Here is an 18,393-nt window from a genome sequence, read left to right as displayed (position 1 = left end):
TTATTGTGACCATGCTTGCAGCAACTGGCTTATTGCATGGCGGTCGAAATCGTTCCATAGCGCGGCACTAAGCAGTAACCGGACCTTGCGCGGACACAACCAGCCGCCCATCAGAATTCCGTGCTGTTGGAGGTCAATTTCTGCCCCTTTATACCCGTACACTGCTCTCGTAGTGCTGCCCGCGCCGGTGCGACTACACATAATGACAGGCACCTGCGCCGCGGCGGCGACCAGCGCGTCGCGCATGCGTTCCGACGCATGTCCGGACCCAAAGCCGGCAACGACAATCGCGACATAACCCGCCTTGAGCGCGTAGGAAACAAGATCCGGGTCATCATCAAGACTGTGTTCAAGCAACAATACCTTGCCGCGGTACGCAGATGGCACCGGCAGTCGCTCTGTCTCGGGCGTATTCCGCAGATACTGTACGTCACCTTCCTGGATCACGCCAACGGGGCCGACAACCGGCGATTCAAAGGCGTTTACACGGGTCGTGTGCATTTTTCGCACGCGTCGGGCCTCGTGAATATCGTCATTCATGACCACCAACGCGCCCCGACCGCGACTGCCCTGATCGGCGGCTACCTGGACCGCGGCCAGCAAATTGGCGCTACCGTCGGCGCCCGGCATTTGCGGATTGCGCATGGCGCCCATCAATACCAGCGGCTCGCGGCAGTTCCAGAATAAATCCAGCAAAAAGGCCGTTTCTTCCAATGTATCGGTGCCCTGGGTAATCACGACACCCTGCGAGCCCTCAAGTACCTGTTGCCGGGCCCATGCCAACGTATCAAACAAATGCGCAAAGCGGATGGAGCCACTGCCGATTCTGGCCAGGGTATGCAATTTAAGTGTTGCTACCTGGTCGAGTCCCGGCACCGATTCAGCAAGCTCGCGCGCGCCTAGGCTGGACGTGACTCCCTGCTCGCCTGGCGTGCCTGTCATGCTGATCGTGCCTCCCAGGGCACCAATGGAAATCGTGGGTTTGTCGTTCATGCTGCTTACACCGATTTTTTATAGCTGACGCCGTTTAATCCTGACTGGCAACCAACTGCGCAATGGCTTTACCCATTTCGGTAGTTCCTGCTACACCGCCAAGATCTGGTGTTTTGGGCCCGTTGAGCAGGGTTTCTTCCACCGCTTGCATAATGACGTCTGCCGCTTTCTGAGCGTTCGGATTATCTGCCGCAAAAAACTCAAGCATCATGGCGCCCGACCAGATCATGGCGACCGGATTGGCAATGTTCTTGCCAAAAATATCCGGCGCGGAACCATGGACGGGTTCGAACAGCGATGGAAAATCACGTTCGGGATTGAGGTTTGCTGACGGAGCAATACCAATTGTGCCGGTGCATGCAGGTCCCAGATCAGACAGAATATCGCCGAACAGATTCGAGGCGACCACGACGTCAAAGCGATCAGGTTGCAGCACAAAGCGCGCGCTCAGGATGTCAATATGTTGTTTGTCCCATTTCACGTCAGGGTACTGCTTGGCCATCTCCACAACGCGCTCATCCCAGTAAGGCATGCTGATTGAAATGCCATTGGACTTGGTCGCGGCTGTGAGCGTCTTGCGCTCGCGCTTGCTGGCCAGTTCAAAGCCATATTTAAGAATGCGGTCAACGCCCTTGCGCGTAAAAACGGACTCCTGCAGCACCACTTCCCTGTCGGTGCCTTCAAAAATCTTGCCACCCACTGAAGAGTATTCGCCTTCGGTATTCTCGCGCACCACCAGAAAGTCAATGTCGCCCGGCTTGCGATTGGCCAGTGGACACGGCACGCCGGGCATCAGCCGAACAGGCCGCAAATTCACGTACTGGTCGAACTCTCGACGGAACTTGAGCAGGGAGCCCCACAGGGAAATATGATCGGGCACTTTGTCAGGCCAGCCGACGGCGCCGAAATAAATCGCATCAAAAGATTTAAGCGTCTCGAACCAGTCATCGGGCATCATCTGCCCGTGCTTTTCATAGTAATCGCAACTGGCCCACTCAAATTCGGTAACCGCCATGTTCAGACCGAATTTTTCGTTTGCGGCCTGCAGAACCCGCAGTCCCTCTGGCATGACTTCCGTACCGATACCGTCTCCGGGTATAGCGGCGATTTTGATCTGTTTTTTCATGAGTGCAAATTCCTGGCGATGCAACGCCCGATGTGTTGAAGATAGTGAGGCGATTGCCCCGGGTGCGTCCCGGGACAAATGGTTACAGCTTTTCGGTTTCGCCGGCTGCCGGACGCCAGGTCAGGGCGTACTTCTCGGTAATACTGACGATGCCGTCCAGAATAAGGGCAAATACGGTCAGCACAATAATGCCTGCGACCACGGTATTGATATCGAATGTGCCTTCGGCCTGCAGGATCAGATAGCCTACACCACTGGCTGAACCCAGGTATTCGCCCACGACCGCACCCACGAAGGCCAGGCCGACGGAAGCGTGCAAACTGGAAAATACCCAGCTGGTTGCCGAAGGAATATAGACGTGACGCAGCAACTGGCGACGATTGGCGCCCAGCATGCGCGCGTTATCGAGCAGCGTGGGGCTCACTTCTCGAATTCCCTGGAACACGTTGAAGAACACGATAAAAAATACCAGCGTAAACGCCAGCGCGACCTTGGATCCGATACCCAGCCCGAACCACATGGCGAAAATAGGCGCAAGAATGACCCGCGGCATGGAGTTCAGGGCAGTCAGGAATGGGTCGAGCACCAGGCTGGCGGTACGGGAAAGCCCAAGCCACAGGCCGAAGGCCATGCCGGACACGGTACCAAGGAAAAAGGCCAGCAGGGTTTCAATCAGCGTGATTCCCAAATGTCTGTAGATATCGGCATTGACGATGAACCAGTTCCAGATGACCTCGGCCACACCCAGCGGTTGGCCAAAAAAGAACGCGGCCGTATCGTTCAGGGTAATGAAGTACCAGGACCCAAGCAGCACGACGACAATCAGTAACTGCCATGCACGATAATTTCTGGGTGAAGGTTTAAGCGAGTTCCACATATTACTTCCGTTTCTGTTGATCGTAGCCTTTGAGAACCTCATCACGCAGCACGCTCCAGATGGCCTGGTGAAGTTCAACAAAGCGCGGGTGAGCACGAACCTCGGCCACGTCGCGCGGACGCGGCAGATCGATGTGGAACTCGCCCATGATATGGGTTCCCGGGCCCGCCGAGAGTACGACCACGCGGTCGCTCATGGCGATTGCCTCGTCCAGGTCGTGGGTAATAAAGAGCACTGCCTTGCGCTGCTTCATCCAGATATCGAGCACTTCATTTTCCATGAGCTGACGAGTCTGCACGTCCAGCGCCGAAAACGGCTCGTCCATGAGAATGATATCGGGATCGCGAATAAGGGTTTGGGCCAGCATGACGCGCTTGCGCATGCCGCCGGACATCTGGTGAGGGAACTTGTACTCGGCCTGGGACAGTCCCACGCGACGCAGCCAGTCCAGCCCCAGCTGCTTGGCCTGTTGCTTGTCGGTACCTGCAAACTCCAGACCGGCAGTCACATTGTCCAGCGCATTGCGCCACGGCAGCAAGGCTTCGCCCTGGAACATATAGCCTGCCCGCTTATTTATCCCGGTCAGGGGCTCGCCAAACACCCGCACCTGCCCCGATGAGGGGGCAAGCAGGCCTGCCCCTACATTGAGCAGCGTGGACTTACCACAGCCAGTGGGTCCCACTACGGAGACGAACTCGCCGGGCGCGATATGCAGCGTCGCCTCCCGCACTGCGGTGTATTTCTGGTCGCGGTTGTCTTTAGAGACAAACGTGCAGGTGATATTGTCCAGGCTTAAAGCAGCATCAGTCATGTTGTCAGGCTTTTGCGGATTTATCGGTAAATTCATTGGTCCAGCATTTGGACAGATCAATCTGGTCTGCCTTGAAGCCGGCAATATAGACTGACAGTGCTTTCAGGGACGTTTCGGCGCCTTTGGGATCAATCCTGCCATCTGGCGATAATCCCTCAAAACTTTTGGTCAGGGCCAGCTTGTAGACATCGGGATCGCCCAACAAATAATTTTTGGGGACCGTTTTCATGATTTCTTCCGCACCGGCTGTCTGAATCCATTTGTCGGCTTTGACCATGGCATTGGTCAAAGCCTGGACCGTACCGGGATTTTGATCGATATAGGATTGCGACGTATACAGGCAGCCGGCGGGCATAGGACCGCCAAAAATTGTTTGCGTATCTTTCATGGTCCGGGTATCGGCAATGGTAAAGATATCGCCGGTGCCATCGAGCAGACTGATGACCGGATCCAGGTTGCTAAGCGCATCGACTTGTCCGGCACGCAGCGCGCTGACCGCACCGGCACCACCGCCCACGCCAATAATGGACACATCAGAATCTTTCAGCCCGTGCTGGGCCAGGAAAAAGCTCACCAGCATATTCGTGGACGAACCGGGCGCCGTGACGCCGATTTTCTTGCCTTTGAGATCGGCCGGCGACTTGTACCCAGCCATCGTTTTCTTGCTGCCGGCCAGTACGATCATGGGGGCGCGGCCCTGGAGCACGAACGCACGGAAATATTGTTTCTTGGACTGCAGGTTAATGGTATGTTCGAACGCGCCCGAGCAGACATCGGCGCTGCCACCGACCACAGCCTGCAAGGCTTTGGAGCCCCCGGCGAAATCGGCAATCTTGACATTGAGCCCTTCTTCTTTGAAAAAGCCCTTTTGCTCTGCAATAGTCAGCGGCAGATAGTACACCAGGCCCTTGCCACCCACAGCAATGGACACATCGGTTTTTTCCAGCTTCGGTGCATTCTGGGCCAGGCCGATGCCAGGCCAGGCGGTTGCCAGCCCGGTCAGACCGGCGGCCTTCAGTAAATGACGACGTGACAGACTCATGTGATGCTCCTTGATTTTTCTTCTTGAGATGGTTGAAATATTACGACTGCCATTGCGTTGTTCCGTTTGGGACAGCCCGAATCGCTCCCGTGCACCATACCGGTAAACACAACAACACAGCAAGGCAAAGAACAGCAGCCTGTCTGCGACCGGACAACAGCGCTGATTTGCACAGCGGCGAACCGGGCTATTGTATCAGAACCCTATAGTGAGACGACAGTCGTGATTATTACTAAGGGCATACCAGATACTCCCCGCGCCGCGGTCCCGGATACGACGGCGCGACTTGCAATTGTGTCATGCCTGATCGTGGCTGAAAAACTGTCGCCACTGCTGCAGCTTGGCATCAAAGGCAAGCGTGTAAGCAGGGCTGCTCGAGGGTAGTGTCTGCGCGCGGATATGAGACGGAATATGCGCCTGCCCCGCTTTTGCTGCAGCCTTGCCATTGAAGCCGACATGGCGCAGCGCGGGCGCCATTTCAAACAAAACATGCAGCGGATTGAGCTGTCCCCGACGAATCGCACTGTCCAGGCTGCCAATGCGCTCGCAGCCGGAATAGACGTCCCAAAGCCCGATCCGATTGGCCAACAGAATTTCCGTACGTGTCTGATAATCCAGCGTCGCCATGGGCTCCCCCAGAATCGCCCCCATCAGGCGCCAGAACTGGTTTTGCGGATGTCCGTAATAACCCTGACGCGAAAGCGAGGCTTCCGATGGGAAACTGCCCAGTATCAGATGTGTGATATGCGGTGAGTGAATGGGCGCAAAACCGGTAAGCCAGGGCGAAGAACTCATTGTTTTCAATCGTGAATGTTAAACATACACCAGCTAGTGTACCCGCATATTGGGATAAGCCTGATTGTGCTGCAGGCAATATTGCGCCACACTTGCTGTTTTTTTTCCCTTTTCCTTGTCTTTGGAGATCGACCATGAAAAAGACCCTGCTTGCTGCCCTGCTCTGCACCTTTCCGTTATCGCTGCTGGCACAGACTGCGCCCAACACCCTCAAACAAGTCACGGACAGCAAGGTCCTGCGCGTGTGTACGCCAGGCGATTACAAACCCTTCAGCTTTGACAAGGACGGGCATTTCGAAGGCCTGGATATTGATCTGATGAATGCGCTGGCCGAATCTTTGGGCGCCAAAATGAATATTGTCAAGACCAGTTGGTCGAATCTGATGAGCGATTTCACATCAGACAAATGTGATATCGGCGCAGGCGGCATTTCCGTGTCCACGGAACGCCAAAGACAGGCGTTTTTCAGCGCGCCCTATATGGTGAACGGAAAAACACCGATTGTCCGTTGCGAAGATAAGGAAAAGTACCAAAGTATCGAAGCTCTCAATCGTGCAGAGGTAAAGATAGTGGCCAACCCTGGTGGCAGCAACGAGAAATTTGCGCGCACCATGCTGCCCAATGCGTCGCTGACCATGCATAAGGACAATCTGACCATTTTTGATGAAGTGGCCAACGGCAGCGCAGATGCATTTGTGACCGAGGCAGCCGAGGCCCGTGTGCAAAGTAAACTGAATCCGAAACTGTGTGCCGTCAATCCCGAGCAGCCACTGCAATACGCCGAAATGGGCTATCTGATCCCTGACAACGACATACGCTTCAAACTATATGTGGACCAGTGGATGCACCTGCTCAAAGCCAGTGGCCAGTACGATCAAATGGCCGAAAAATGGATTCCGGCCGATCCGGCGAAGTAACTGCGCTGAGTGACCGTGCTGAAAATAACTACTTCAAAGTGCGTGTCGTGTAGCTGTCGACGAGAGCAACACTTAATATGACATCCGGATTCATCATCGCCGCGCACAATATCCCGCATTTGCGCGGAGATGATCGAATCTTTTTTTGGGCAGTCTTGCCGACATGCGCCCCTATCGGCGAACCCGCAAGCGCGGACCGATAGCGTCAACGTCATCTGTCGGGCTCCGGCTTGCCAGACCCAGATTGACACACTGCTTCAGCAGCATGGCATATCAATCAGCCAGCCACTCCACACCCACGCATCTAAATTGCTGAACGTACGGCCGAAGCAAGCCGATAAGTTCTCCTTGAAGTGCGCTGACCGTATGCGGATTGCGATTGATTACCGGGCTGCCGATAATCACGGTCCGGCGAAGGTGAGGACTGATGATAGGTGCGCCCACGATGCGCCTGGCCTTCAGCATAGGAGTAATCGGCATGACCGGCAGGATGGTATAACCTACGCCACGCTCAACCAGGTCGAGAATGACGGCGGTACTATCTGATTCAGCCACCAGATTCAGGTTCACCCCAATGATGGTGCACGCACGGTCAATAGCATTGCGAAGACTCTGCGCTTCAGGAACCACCATGGGTCTCTTTGCAACTTCTGCAAGGGTGACGGGGTGCAATTGTGATAATCCGCAAGCGGGTAAGCCGACAACGTAAATGGGTTCGCGAAAAACGGGGGACGTCAGGAGCATCTCGGATTGCAGGTAGTCGCCCATCAGGCAAATGTCCAGCTTGCCGTCTTCAAGGCCGTCCTGCAGGAAATCCGAGAAACCGGTAGCGATTCGAACTTTCAAATCCGGGTATTGCCGGCGCAAAGACGTGACCAGTGGTCCGGCCAGCGCCGCGGCAAGACCTGGCAGCATACCAACAGCGACTGACCCCATCAAATTCGCCGCGGCCGCTCCAATCTCAGCCTTCGCGTGATTAAGTCCCTTTAATGAAACCCGCACCTGGTCAACAAAGCGGCGACCGGGAACCGTCAGCACCATTCCGAGACGGTTTCTTTCAAACAATGGGGTACCCAGTTCATCCTCCAGCTGCTTCAATTGTCTGGATAACGCCGGCTGAACGACGTGAAGAAGCTCAGCAGCTTTAGTCAGACTCCCCGTTTCGGCAATAGCCAAGATGGTCCGAAGTTGTCTTAAGTCCATCGTCAGTTCACCCCGATTGAGATCTATGCCGAACCGCTATAGCTGTTAGAGAAAGATGTGAATTGTGTCACAGAAGTATGGAAATTACTATTACACCACTGAATACCATGCCCATGAGCACGACAAACCATGATTTGTTGTCAAAGAGATTCGGTTAGCGCTAGCCCGCATCCAGCCACACTGCTGCCATGTGATCCAAGGTTTCTAAGGGGCAACACCGGCTCTTTGTGATGTAACGGCTAGGGCAAACGGTATCAGTCAGAAGTTGAGCATTCAATAAAAACGCTCCAGCGTCGTTATTAACAAATATAACGGTGAATGAGGGCAAAATTTACGGAGACAAAATGCTGACCAGTTACAAACCGAACCGCCGAGTGTTCTCAGTCTTTCCGATGCTTATCATTGCATCGACGTTGGGCTTTTCAAATAGCGCCTCTGCTGCGGAATGGCCGAAAGAGAAACCCATTAACATCGTTGTGCCGTTCGCTCCCGGCGGATTCACAGACTTGATTGCACGTCGCCTGGCGCTTGATCTGGGCAGTGCGCTGAACACCACCGTGGTCGTTCAGAACAAAGCTGGTGCAAGTGGGCAAATAGGTAGCGCGGTGGTTGCGCGTGAGAAACCCGACGGATATACGCTATTGGTAACGGCTACGCAGCACGTTATTTACCCGGCATTGCAACCGGATCTTCCTTATGATCCAAAGATTGATTTCTCAAACATAGCGATCCTGGCGCTTGCGCCTAACGTGTTATTGGTACCGGCCGATTCACCCGTAAACACCGTAAAGGAATTCGTCAATTATGCGAAAAAACAGCCGGGAGGCCTCGCCTTTGGCTCAAGTGGCGTGGGCGGCTCTGCACACTTGTCGGGCGAACTATTCAAACTCGTAACCGGTGCAAACCTGCGCCATATCCCCTACAAAGGCGCTGCTCCCGCTGCAACGGACCTCGTTGGTGCGCAGATTCCGTCTGCATTCCTGGACGCGACATCTGCTTCAGCATTTATTCAAAACGGCAAGGCCAAGGCACTGGCGGTGACATCAAAGCAGCAATTGCCTTCATTGCCAAGCATCCCCACCATTGCTGAATCCGGATATCCCAGCTATGAGTCTCAAGCTTGGGTTGGACTGTTTGGGCCGCCCGGCTTGCCAGAGGAAATAGTCACCAAGCTCAATAACGTCGCCCAACAGGCCAATGCTGCACAACGGAATGTGAAATGGTTGACCGACAACAACTCTATTCCCGTGCAGTTAGCACCGACTCAGGTTACAGAGTTTATTCATGCAGAACTCGATAAGTGGCAGCAGGTCGTGGACAAGGCGCATGTGACCGCACAATGACCCATGATTTATCTTTAAGCACACGTTAGAGGATTCAAGTTTGAACAGTGTAAAAAATCAGCCGTCGTCTATAGAAGTCGATGAATGTCAATTGGGACATTTTGGGATTGATGTGCCATTCATGACCCATATTGGCCTGCAAAGCATCAGTCTGGAAGGTGGTTATTGCCGTACACACTTGAAATTGAACTGCGACCTTGTCAATAGTCGCGGTGACATTCACGGCGGTGCGTTGATGAGTGCACTGGACTTCACATTGAGTGTCGTGGCGCGAGCGCACGACCCGCTCAATGTCGGGGCAGCAACAATTGATATGTCGACCCATTTTTATGAGCCTGCCACATCAGACGTAGACATTATTGCCACCTGCAAGCGGCGAGGCAGAAGTATTGCGTTTTGCGAGGGCGAAGTCCAGAACGGCAATGGCGTGGTATTGGCTGCTGCGCGTGCTGTCTTCAGACTGGTACCGAGAAACCGGTAAATTTCTTACTTAGCCTCTGACGTGCAAATTCCAGCGTTGAGCAAGAGCATTATTAAGACAAGACATCAGGAAATCATGAAGAAAATATTGGTTGCCAATCGTGGCGAAATTGCTGTTCGTATTCTTCGCGCCATACGTGATCTGGGGCTGCAAAGCGTCGCGATTTATTCAAGCGATGACTCCAGTTCACGACACCGAATCCTTGCGGACTCATCTGTCGCATTGGATGCAGCGGGTCCCGGCGCATATATCGATATCGATGCCATTATCGCTGTCGCAAAAAGTGAAAGCTGCGATGCCATTCACCCCGGCTACGGTTTTCTGAGCGAGCGGCCAGATTTTGCTCAAGCGTGCGCTGCTGCAGGTATTACCTTCATTGGTCCAGAAGTCACGCAACTGGCTTTGTTCGGAGACAAGGGCAGCGCATTGAAACTAGCCAGGGAGTGCGGCGTACCTGTGATGCCAGCTACCCATGGAGGCGCCACCCTGGATGACATTGCGCAATTCTTCGATGAGCAGGGCGGCGTTGGCATCGTCATCAAGGCGGTTGGCGGTGGCGGAGGTCGCGGCATGCGCGTCGTAAAATCCAGAGATCAAATCCCTGAACTCTATGCTCGCTGCCGCTCGGAGGCGATGTCCGCATTTGGGGTAGATACCCTTTACGCGGAACGCTTGGTAAACCGCGCGCGTCATATCGAGGTGCAAATTGTGGGGGACGGATCACATGTCGTTGCGCTCGGCGAGCGCGATTGCACCTTGCAGCGCCGGTTCCAGAAAGTGGTTGAAATAGCGCCGAGCCCTGTTCTGCAGACCCAATTGCGAACAGACATTCTTGCCGCAGCAAGCAAACTGGCCTCAACGGTGAAATATCGCAGTCTTGGTACGTTTGAATTTCTCGTTGAAGAAAATGAAAGCGGCGTACAAACAGATTTCGTTTTCATCGAGGCCAATCCCAGACTTCAAGTCGAGCACACAATCACCGAACAAGTCACCGGGGTCGATCTGGTCATGCTGCAAATCGGCATTGCACAAGGAAAGAGTCTCAAATCGTTGGGACTGGATCCTGCGACTTCCCCAAAGACAAAGGGCTATGCGATTCAAGTACGAGTGACGGCAGAGTCGACGCACGCCAATGGCTTGACACGACCGGCACACGGTCCTCTGGCGTGTTTTGATCCGCCCACAGGCCCTGATGTGCGAGTGGATACGCATGCCTATAGCGGCTACTGTCCGGCGCCGGCGTTCGATACGCTGTTAGCCAAGTTGATTGTGTCGAGCAACAGTGATGATTTTTCACACGTTGTCAGGCGCTTGCGACGCAGTTTGGCTGAGTTCAGGATTACGGGTGTTTCGACAAACATTCATTTACTTAAGGCACTTGTCGATCGCGATGATTTTCTCTATCAAAAAAACCATACCCGTTATATCGAATCGATTCTTGGGGAATTGATTGCTGCTGCGTCTGCACTCGCGATTGAGCAAGAGGCGCAGAATCAGCTCATTAGCGAGACGGTTCCCACCACCGCCTCGTCGCCAATAGCGAAAAATATCGTACACGAAGACCTTGCCGAAGGGCTCGTTGCCTGCTGCGCGCCACTGAGCGGACGTATTATCGACGTGTCGGTTCAAACAGGCGATACGGTCCTGAAAGGCCAGCCCATTGCGGTCATCGAAGCGATGAAGATGGAACACTCCGTGGTAGCTGAATTCAATGGACGTGTCGCGGAAATACGGGCAGATAACGGCAGCCAGACGGCTGAGGGCGATATCCTCGTGGTGCTGGAACAGGCGTTGGACGGTACAGACGCAGAGCTGGCCGTTGAAACGGTCGATTTGACGACCATCCGCGCAGATTTGCAAGCCGTACTTGATCGCCATGCCATTCTGTACGACGACGCTCGCCCTGACGCAGTGGCAAAGCGGCGCGGACGCGGACAACGAACAGCCCGCGAAAACCTTGCTGATCTGTGTGATGACGGTTCGTTTGTCGAGTATGGCGCATTAGTCGTGGCCGCACAGGCAAGTCGTCGCACAAAAGAGGATTTGATTGTCAACACACCGGCTGACGGTATCGTCACGGGTATTGGCAACATCAACGGTGCCCAGTTCGGTTATGAACGCTCCCTAAGTGCAGTGATGGCCTATGATGCAACAGTTCTGGCAGGCACGCAGGGAAAGCGCAATCACATCAAGACCGATCGTCTGGTCGAGCGTGCACGCCGTGACGAGATGCCGCTTGTACTATTCGCTGAAGGCGGGGGCGGCCGCCCTGGAGACGTGGATTTCCCATTTGTGTCCGGGTTGTACCAGCCTTCATTTGCGGCCTTGGCGGAACTCAGCGGCGAAGTTCCACTGCTGGGTATCGTGTCAGGTCGATGTTTTGCTGGCAACGCTGCATTTCTGGGCGTATGTGACGTCATCATCGCCGACAAGAATTCCAATATCGGAATGGCCGGGCCCGCGATGATTGAGGGCGGCGGCCTGGGCATATTCAAGCCTGAAGAGGTCGGCCCGGCGAGCGTGCAATTTGCGAACGGTGTCATCGATATCCTCGTGGACAACGAGGCGCATGCCGTTACGGTTGCGAAACATTATCTTTCAATGTTTCAGGGTAGAACAAAAGACTGGTCAGCGCCCAATCCGCTGGAACTTCGCCACATGGTCCCGGAAAATCGTTTACGGGTCTACGACAGTCGTCGTGTCATTGAAGGCATTGCCGACATGGGCAGTGTATTGATGCTTCGTTCGGGCTTCGGACATGGCATGCATACAGCGCTTGCGCGTGTCGAAGGCCAACCGGTGGGCATCATCGCCAATAACCCGCATCATTTGGGCGGTGCCATTGACGCCGATGCGGCGGACAAGGCGGCCCGATTTATGAATCTTTGTGATGTACATGGCCTTCCGATCATTTCGCTGATCGATACTCCCGGATTCATGGTGGGTCCCGACGAAGAAGCGAAGGCCCAGGTGCGCCACGTATCGCGTATGTTTGTAACGGCAGCCAAATTGCGTGTATCAATCCTGGCCATTGCGCTGCGAAAGGGCTATGGACTTGGGGCGATGGCCATGGCAGGCGGTGGTTTTCGTTGCACCAGCTGCTCGGTGTCTTGGCCAACAGGAGAATTTGGGCCGATGGGATTGGAAGGCTCAATCCGCCTGGGCTTCAAAAAAGAACTCGAAAACGTTCCTGAAGGGCCAGAACGACAAGCGCTTTACGATCAATTGGTAGCACGTGCATATGAACGTGGTCATGCTATTAACGTTGCGTCCACCACTGAGATAGACGCAGTCATCGATCCCGCCGAAACGCGCACATGGATTCGTCAAGGCATCGCTTCCGCACCGTTGCGCGCGGCTCGTCCCCGTCGATCCTTTGTCGACACCTGGTAAACATGGCATACAAATACAAGGGAACAGACTGTGATGAAGCACGAACCTGACAGACAGCTTGCTCTAGCAGGACTGCGCGTCCTGGAGATCGGCAGTGGCGCGGCGTTAGCTTATGCAGGCAAAATTTTTGCGGATTTTGGCGCCGAGGTCATCAAGGTGGAGGATTCCGAAGGAGATCCGCTCCGGGCCGTTCCCCCGCTACTGACAAGTTCAGACACCGAATCGCAAAGCGCGTTGAACGCCTGGCTCAACACAAATAAACGCAACGTCACGTTGGGAGGCAAACGTTTTGAGGAACACGCCTGGTTGTCTCGACTGGCGAAAACCTGCGACGTGGTTCTTGACGCCAGAGCGCTAGATGAAGGCATTGAGGTGCTGAAGCGCCCTGTTTATGGCGCTAGAGTAGCGGAGAACCGCGAAAACGTGCCGATTGAAGTGTGTTTGACCTGGTTCGGTGAAAGCGGTCCGTACAGCGATTTCGTGGGAACGCCCGCGGTTTGCCGCGCCTTGGCCGGTGCGGTTTACGGTAGCGGCGCGGTGGAAGGGCCGCCCCATCTACCGCACGATGTACAGACTGAAATTGTTGCAGGCATCGGCGCGTTCTCAAGCGCCATCTCAGCGCTGCTAGGGGAATCCGATGGAAGCCGTCGCTACGTGCTTAGCATTCATGAGGTCGCTTTCTCTGTGGTCGAGATGGAGGCCGGTATGGTGCAAGATGGGCGGCATCCCAAAGCGCGACTGGGCGTCAACCGGTTTTGCACAACGCACCCGGGCGGTATCTACAAGACCCGCAAAGGCTGGATTGGCATTTTCGCGCACACCGGCCCTCAATGGGCTGCGCTCTGTTCGGCAGTGGGGCATCCACAGCATGCTCAGGACCCGCGATTCGTCAATGGACCGACACGCATAAAGCATGCCGACGAGATTGATGAATTCTTAGTTCCGGCGTTGCTCGCCAAGACGGCCGATGAATGGTTTGAGGAGCTTGGCAAGGCCAAATTTCCGGCTGTTATCGTGCCGACAATGGAAGAACTGCTTGCGCAGCAAGTTCATCGTGAGCGAGGCGCGTTCGTTCCTGTGACGTCCGGGAACAGCCAATTTGAAGGTGTAGTCGTTCCATTTCCGCTCGGTGATGCCGGGCCGTTGCCAGGTGGTGCTGCGCCGACGATGGGCGCAGACAATCTGTTTTATCGCACCGACCAAGCGCTGGCTTTAAAAGTACATCGAACTGCCGCAGAGGTGATGGTGCCGCCGCTTCGCAAAATTCGCGTGATCGATTTGACCATGGGCTGGGCAGGGCCGCTGGCTGCGCGAACCCTTGCGGACTTTGGCGCCGAAGTCATCAAAGTAGAAGGCACTCAGTATCCGGATTGGTGGAGAGGGACGCACTACACCGAAGCGTTTTACCAAGAGCGACTGTACGAAAAAAACTCGAACTTTGCGCTGATGAACCGAAACAAGCTTGGCATTACTCTGGATTTGACGCGCCAAGAAGGCCGCGCGGTTTTACTCGATTTGGTAGAAACTGCTGACATCGTAATAGAAAACTATTCAACTGAGGTGCTCTCCAAGCTGGGCCTTGATTATGCCGCCCTATCCAAGGTAAATAGCCAATTGGTGATGGTGTCCATGCCCGCATTTGGCGCTGGCAACGCGTGGAGCTCCACCCGGGCTTATGGCGGTACGCTTGAACAGGCTAGTGGCCTACCGCATCACACCGGATTTCCACAGAATCCGCCATCACTCACTTCGTACGCGTACGGCGATCCTATAGGCGGATGGAATGGTGGCGCCGCTGCCCTCCTATCGCTATTCGTAAAAGCACGCACGGGGAAAGGGCGGCACGTTAACCTGTCGCAAGTCGAATGCATGCTCCCAATGGCCGCCTCGTTCATCGTCGAGCAATCCGCTTGCGGGAAAACCACCCCGCGAAACGGTAATGCACACCCCATATTTTTCCCACACGGTGTATATCCATGTGCAGGCAATGACGAGTGGCTAGTCCTGAGCGTTACCAACGAAACGCAGTGGCAAGCCTTGGTCAACGTCATTCATGCTCATCACTTCCGCACAGATTTATCGATGAACCACGCTAAGGGCCGTCGCTCCCAGCAACAGCTGATTGATGCTCAGATAAGCGCTTGGTCCAGGCAACGATCTGCGGACACTGCCATGCGAAAGCTGCAAACGGCCGGCGTTGGCGCTGGCGTGGTCAGGCCAGTCTGGCATGTTCTGAACGATCCGCATTTGAAACACAGAGGTTTTTTTACGAAGATACCTCGCGCCTATTTGGGCGAGTATCTGGCTACGACTCCCTGGTTCAGAGAGACGGACAGTCCAACCCGGATTGTACGCCCGGCGCCCACCCTGGGCGAACACAGCCGCGAGGTCTTCTGGCGAGTGCTTGGAATGACCCAGGAGCAGCAACAGGAACTTGAGGATCGCGGAATCACGGGCACCTGTGCAACGAGGAAAGTAACCTAGGAATCACAACATGTTTTTTTGATTTTTTCTCAAGTAGCGGCTTCCCATTGACACCAAACGTCAGCCCTGCGAGCGTTGTACCGGGCTACCAATAGCTATCGCTACTTGAACCTTTGTTTTATTGTTCGTCAACTTTTTGGAGACATATCATGGCTATGTTCAGCTCGCGTAGGGATTTTCTAATTGCAGCCGCAAGCGTCACGGGAGTGTCAGCATTTGGGTTGAGTTCCACAATGGCGTTTGCCCAGGATAAAAAATGGCCTGCCAAGCTCATTCGAATCGTGGTCCCCTTTCCCGCGGGTTCCATTACCGATGCCATGGCTCGCCTGCTGGCCGACAATCTTTCCAAATCTCTTGGACAGTCGGTGATTGTGGAAAACAAAGGCGGGGCCAACGGCTCCATTGGTGCCACGGAAGTCGCCCGATCAGCGCCGGACGGCTACACTCTATTGGCGACAAATAGCAGCAGCATTACCGGCAATCCGTTGATTTACAAGAATTCTCCGTACAAGTCGACGGACTTTGCCCCAATTTCACTAGTGTTGGATGCCCCTTTTGTGCTGAACGTAAACGCCGAGTGGGCAAAAAAACACGCTATCGACTCCGTAAAGGATCTGGTTGCATTTGCCAAGAACCATCCGTCTGAGCTGACTTACGGGTCCGGCGGTGTAGGGAATCTCGCACACTTGGCGTATGCAATGTTGAGCAATGACGGGGGGTTCAAGGCCACGCATGTCCCGTACAAGGCTGCATCGCAGGCGAGCATGGCAGTGATTGCCGGCGAAGTGGATACCTCGTTCGACACCTTGGCCAGCGTTCCACATATTCGCGCTGGAAAGCTCAAGGCGCTTGCGGTAACGCCGATGCAACGTATTTCCCAGATGCCCGATGTTCCCACGATGGCCGAAGCGGGCTTTCCGAATATCAATGTGACGTTCTGGTTGGGTCTGCTGGCGCCGGCAGGCACCCCCGCCGACATTGTGGATAAATTGTACGAACACGCCAGGAAGGCTATGTCTGTCCCGGCGGCAAATACGGTGTTGAGTGCGCAAGGAACCATTGTCATGACCAACCCTAAGGATTTCGCCACACGTATTACGAACGAGACCAAGCAGTTGGCTGAAGTCATCAAGCGAGAGAACATCACTCTCGATTAATTCACTGAATCATGTGCCGCTATAACCACTACAACGATCGGTCGTGCCAGCTTGGCAAAGCGCACGACTGAATCGAAATATCCGTCTGCGCTTGCACAATGACGGTTGCCATCGTCACCACCAGAGGCATGTTATATCCATTGAGCAATACGATCCAATGGCCGAAGAATGGGTTTTGGGTCGGCCGTGCGAAGCAACCGCTCTGAATATAACTGCTGGAGTGCGACCTGTGCGCAATACGACTATGCGACGCCGGCGCCAACAGCATTTAGCATGACACCCGGGACTGACCATTACCATGTGCAATATCGCGCATTTGCCGCGGTGTGATTGAGTGGCATTTTTTGAAGACCTTGCCAAAATGCGCCGGATCCGAAAAGCCGCACTGCCAGCCGATATCCCCGACAGTCATATGCACGAGCGAAGAATCACGCAACATGTTTCTGGCGTTCTGCATCCGGATATCATTCAGGAACGTGGCGAACGATGCCGAATCGTTGAACTCGCGGAACAGCTTGTGCAGCGTACGCACCGAAATACGAAATTCCCGCGCGACTTTCTGGCCTGTCAGGCCAGCTTCACCAAAATTCAAATACAGCCACACTGTGATGTCAGTGTACAGTTTATATCGTGCCTGCCGCCGTTTATCAGACGCCCACTCTCCTGCCCCAAGTTGCCGGGCTTGTCCGAACATCATAACGGCCAGTGAAAGAACTGTTTCCAGGCAGACGCCCTGGTCTGATGGCACCGCGGCGATTCGGTCCATGAACCGCTCGTTCAACTCCCGCATATACACCGACAACACCCGGGCCCAGCCACTGTCTGCGCAAAAGTACCGGGTGCGTGCCTGCTGGAGCAACATTTTCCAATGTCCGACACTGTGTTCCTGCAGCGCAATGATTGTACAGCCCAGCCGGGTGCGAGGGCACAGCGTGGCTGGACTGCGGCTGTGAATCAGCAGCAGGTCTCCTGGCCGCAATGTCCATTTGTTCTCATTGTCCGTGAAGTATGCGGTCTCGCCTGCACGCACCAGAAACCACTTTTCGGTAGCGACGGCAACGTCCGTTGGCGCGGGCGCCGCTAATTGCAGGTAGGCAGGCTCTGCCTGCAGCAAGACCACGCTTGCCCGTGAAGTAAGTGGAAAGGCTGCCAGATTCGCATTGAACGGATAAGGTGTTTGCGTCGCTTGTTGCAGCCGCGTGTTGGGTAGGAGCTGCGGCAGGACCGAATTGAAATAAGACAGCGTAACCTCTGCACCAGCCATGGCCGAATTCAGTTTGAATGGCCCGCAGAGCCCATTGACAACATCTTTGAGAAACATCGGTAGGACCGGCAGAATGCCAAATTGAAAAAGACGACATTCTGAAACAAATGAATAAAACCTGGATAGTCCAAAAGCGTCAGAAATACATAAAATTTGTGCGCTCAATCAAATTTTTCAAAGCCGCAACAGCCCGCAAGGGCACAACAGTGATAATTTGGCGACGCGGCAGCGCGACGGCGCGAGGCGGAAAGGATGAATGGAATGGGCTGGAACGCACGAGATGACATCATGCAGCGGGGTGTGCCTGACACGTCAGCAGCGCCGCTTACAGAACTTATAAGTCTCATGCAGTATCAGACAACAATGCATTTTGAATCACGCGGATTATCGCCACGTCATTGACGCAAAAGGTATTCACGAAAAACCGTTCACGAGAACGTCACCCCCAGAGAGCGGCCCATCAGAGACCGTCAGCTCAGACGCCGCCACCCGAGAGACCGTCGTGTC

The 18,393-nt window shown here is 54.5% G+C and carries 14 protein-coding genes; 6 read left to right on the top strand and 8 right to left on the bottom strand.

Translation table 11 applies throughout. The annotated features are described in order from the left end of the window. From CAP48_RS05330 to CAP48_RS05305, 6 genes are all read right to left on the bottom strand, one after another. Positions 1–993 (bottom strand): asparaginase, encoded by a 993-nt coding sequence (locus tag CAP48_RS05330; RefSeq protein ID WP_100694985.1) that lies wholly within the window; start codon positions 991–993, stop codon positions 1–3. Positions 994–1,027: 34 nt separating this feature from the next. Beyond that, on the bottom strand, positions 1,028–2,119 hold the full coding sequence (locus tag CAP48_RS05325) for a tartrate dehydrogenase (RefSeq protein WP_100694984.1): 1,092 nt from the start codon (positions 2,117–2,119) through the stop codon (positions 1,028–1,030). 82 nt (positions 2,120–2,201) lie between these two features. Continuing rightward, positions 2,202–2,996 carry an ABC transporter permease gene (locus CAP48_RS05320; protein WP_100694983.1) on the bottom strand — a complete coding sequence of 265 codons (795 nt, stop codon included), beginning with the start codon at positions 2,994–2,996 and terminating at the stop codon, positions 2,202–2,204. A gap of 1 nt (position 2,997) precedes the next feature. Further along, positions 2,998–3,807 carry an ABC transporter ATP-binding protein gene (locus CAP48_RS05315; protein WP_100694982.1) on the bottom strand — a complete coding sequence of 270 codons (810 nt, stop codon included), beginning with the start codon at positions 3,805–3,807 and terminating at the stop codon, positions 2,998–3,000. Between the two features lie 4 nt (positions 3,808–3,811). Beyond that, entirely contained in the window at positions 3,812–4,849 is a 1,038-nt protein-coding gene (locus CAP48_RS05310; RefSeq protein WP_100694981.1) for an ABC transporter substrate-binding protein, read from the bottom strand. 297 nt (positions 4,850–5,146) lie between these two features. Next, positions 5,147–5,644, bottom strand: a complete 498-nt coding sequence (locus CAP48_RS05305) for a DNA-deoxyinosine glycosylase (protein ID WP_100694980.1) — start codon at positions 5,642–5,644, stop codon at positions 5,147–5,149. 134 nt (positions 5,645–5,778) lie between these two features. Here CAP48_RS05305 and CAP48_RS05300 point away from each other — a divergent pair, with 134 nt between their 5' ends. Continuing rightward, positions 5,779–6,561 (top strand): transporter substrate-binding domain-containing protein, encoded by a 783-nt coding sequence (locus CAP48_RS05300; protein WP_100694979.1) that lies wholly within the window; start codon positions 5,779–5,781, stop codon positions 6,559–6,561. A 273-nt stretch (positions 6,562–6,834) separates the two neighbouring features. Here CAP48_RS05300 and CAP48_RS05295 read toward each other — a convergent pair whose 3' ends face one another. Beyond that, the gene (locus CAP48_RS05295) at positions 6,835–7,764 is read right to left on the bottom strand and encodes a LysR family transcriptional regulator (RefSeq protein ID WP_100694978.1); all 930 of its coding nucleotides are present in this window, start codon (positions 7,762–7,764) and stop codon (positions 6,835–6,837) included. A gap of 344 nt (positions 7,765–8,108) precedes the next feature. On the opposite strand from CAP48_RS05295, the gene CAP48_RS05290 reads away from it, so the two are divergent. From CAP48_RS05290 to CAP48_RS05270, 5 genes are all read left to right on the top strand, one after another. Beyond that, positions 8,109–9,107: a tripartite tricarboxylate transporter substrate binding protein gene (locus tag CAP48_RS05290; protein ID WP_100694977.1), complete on the top strand. Its 999-nt coding sequence runs from the start codon at positions 8,109–8,111 to the stop codon at positions 9,105–9,107. Between the two features lie 40 nt (positions 9,108–9,147). Next, positions 9,148–9,588 carry a PaaI family thioesterase gene (locus CAP48_RS05285; protein WP_255411698.1) on the top strand — a complete coding sequence of 147 codons (441 nt, stop codon included), beginning with the start codon at positions 9,148–9,150 and terminating at the stop codon, positions 9,586–9,588. Between the two features lie 75 nt (positions 9,589–9,663). Next, the gene (locus CAP48_RS05280) at positions 9,664–12,981 is read left to right on the top strand and encodes a carboxyl transferase domain-containing protein (RefSeq protein WP_100694976.1); all 3,318 of its coding nucleotides are present in this window, start codon (positions 9,664–9,666) and stop codon (positions 12,979–12,981) included. A 33-nt stretch (positions 12,982–13,014) separates the two neighbouring features. After that, complete coding sequence (locus tag CAP48_RS05275) at positions 13,015–15,465, top strand: CoA transferase (RefSeq protein WP_100694975.1); 2,451 nt, start codon at positions 13,015–13,017, stop codon at positions 15,463–15,465. A gap of 149 nt (positions 15,466–15,614) precedes the next feature. Continuing rightward, positions 15,615–16,622, top strand: coding sequence for a tripartite tricarboxylate transporter substrate binding protein (locus CAP48_RS05270; RefSeq protein WP_100694974.1), 1,008 nt, complete (start codon positions 15,615–15,617; stop codon positions 16,620–16,622). Between the two features lie 268 nt (positions 16,623–16,890). On the opposite strand, the gene CAP48_RS05260 is transcribed toward CAP48_RS05270, so the two are convergent. Next, positions 16,891–17,943: an AraC family transcriptional regulator gene (locus tag CAP48_RS05260; RefSeq protein ID WP_100694972.1), complete on the bottom strand. Its 1,053-nt coding sequence runs from the start codon at positions 17,941–17,943 to the stop codon at positions 16,891–16,893. Between the last annotated feature and the right edge of the window lie 450 nt (positions 17,944–18,393).

It is taken from the genome of Advenella sp. S44 (assembly GCF_002810445.1).
Lineage (GTDB): Bacteria > Pseudomonadota > Gammaproteobacteria > Burkholderiales > Burkholderiaceae_B > Advenella.
This window is presented reverse-complemented; position numbering and strand designations above follow the sequence as displayed.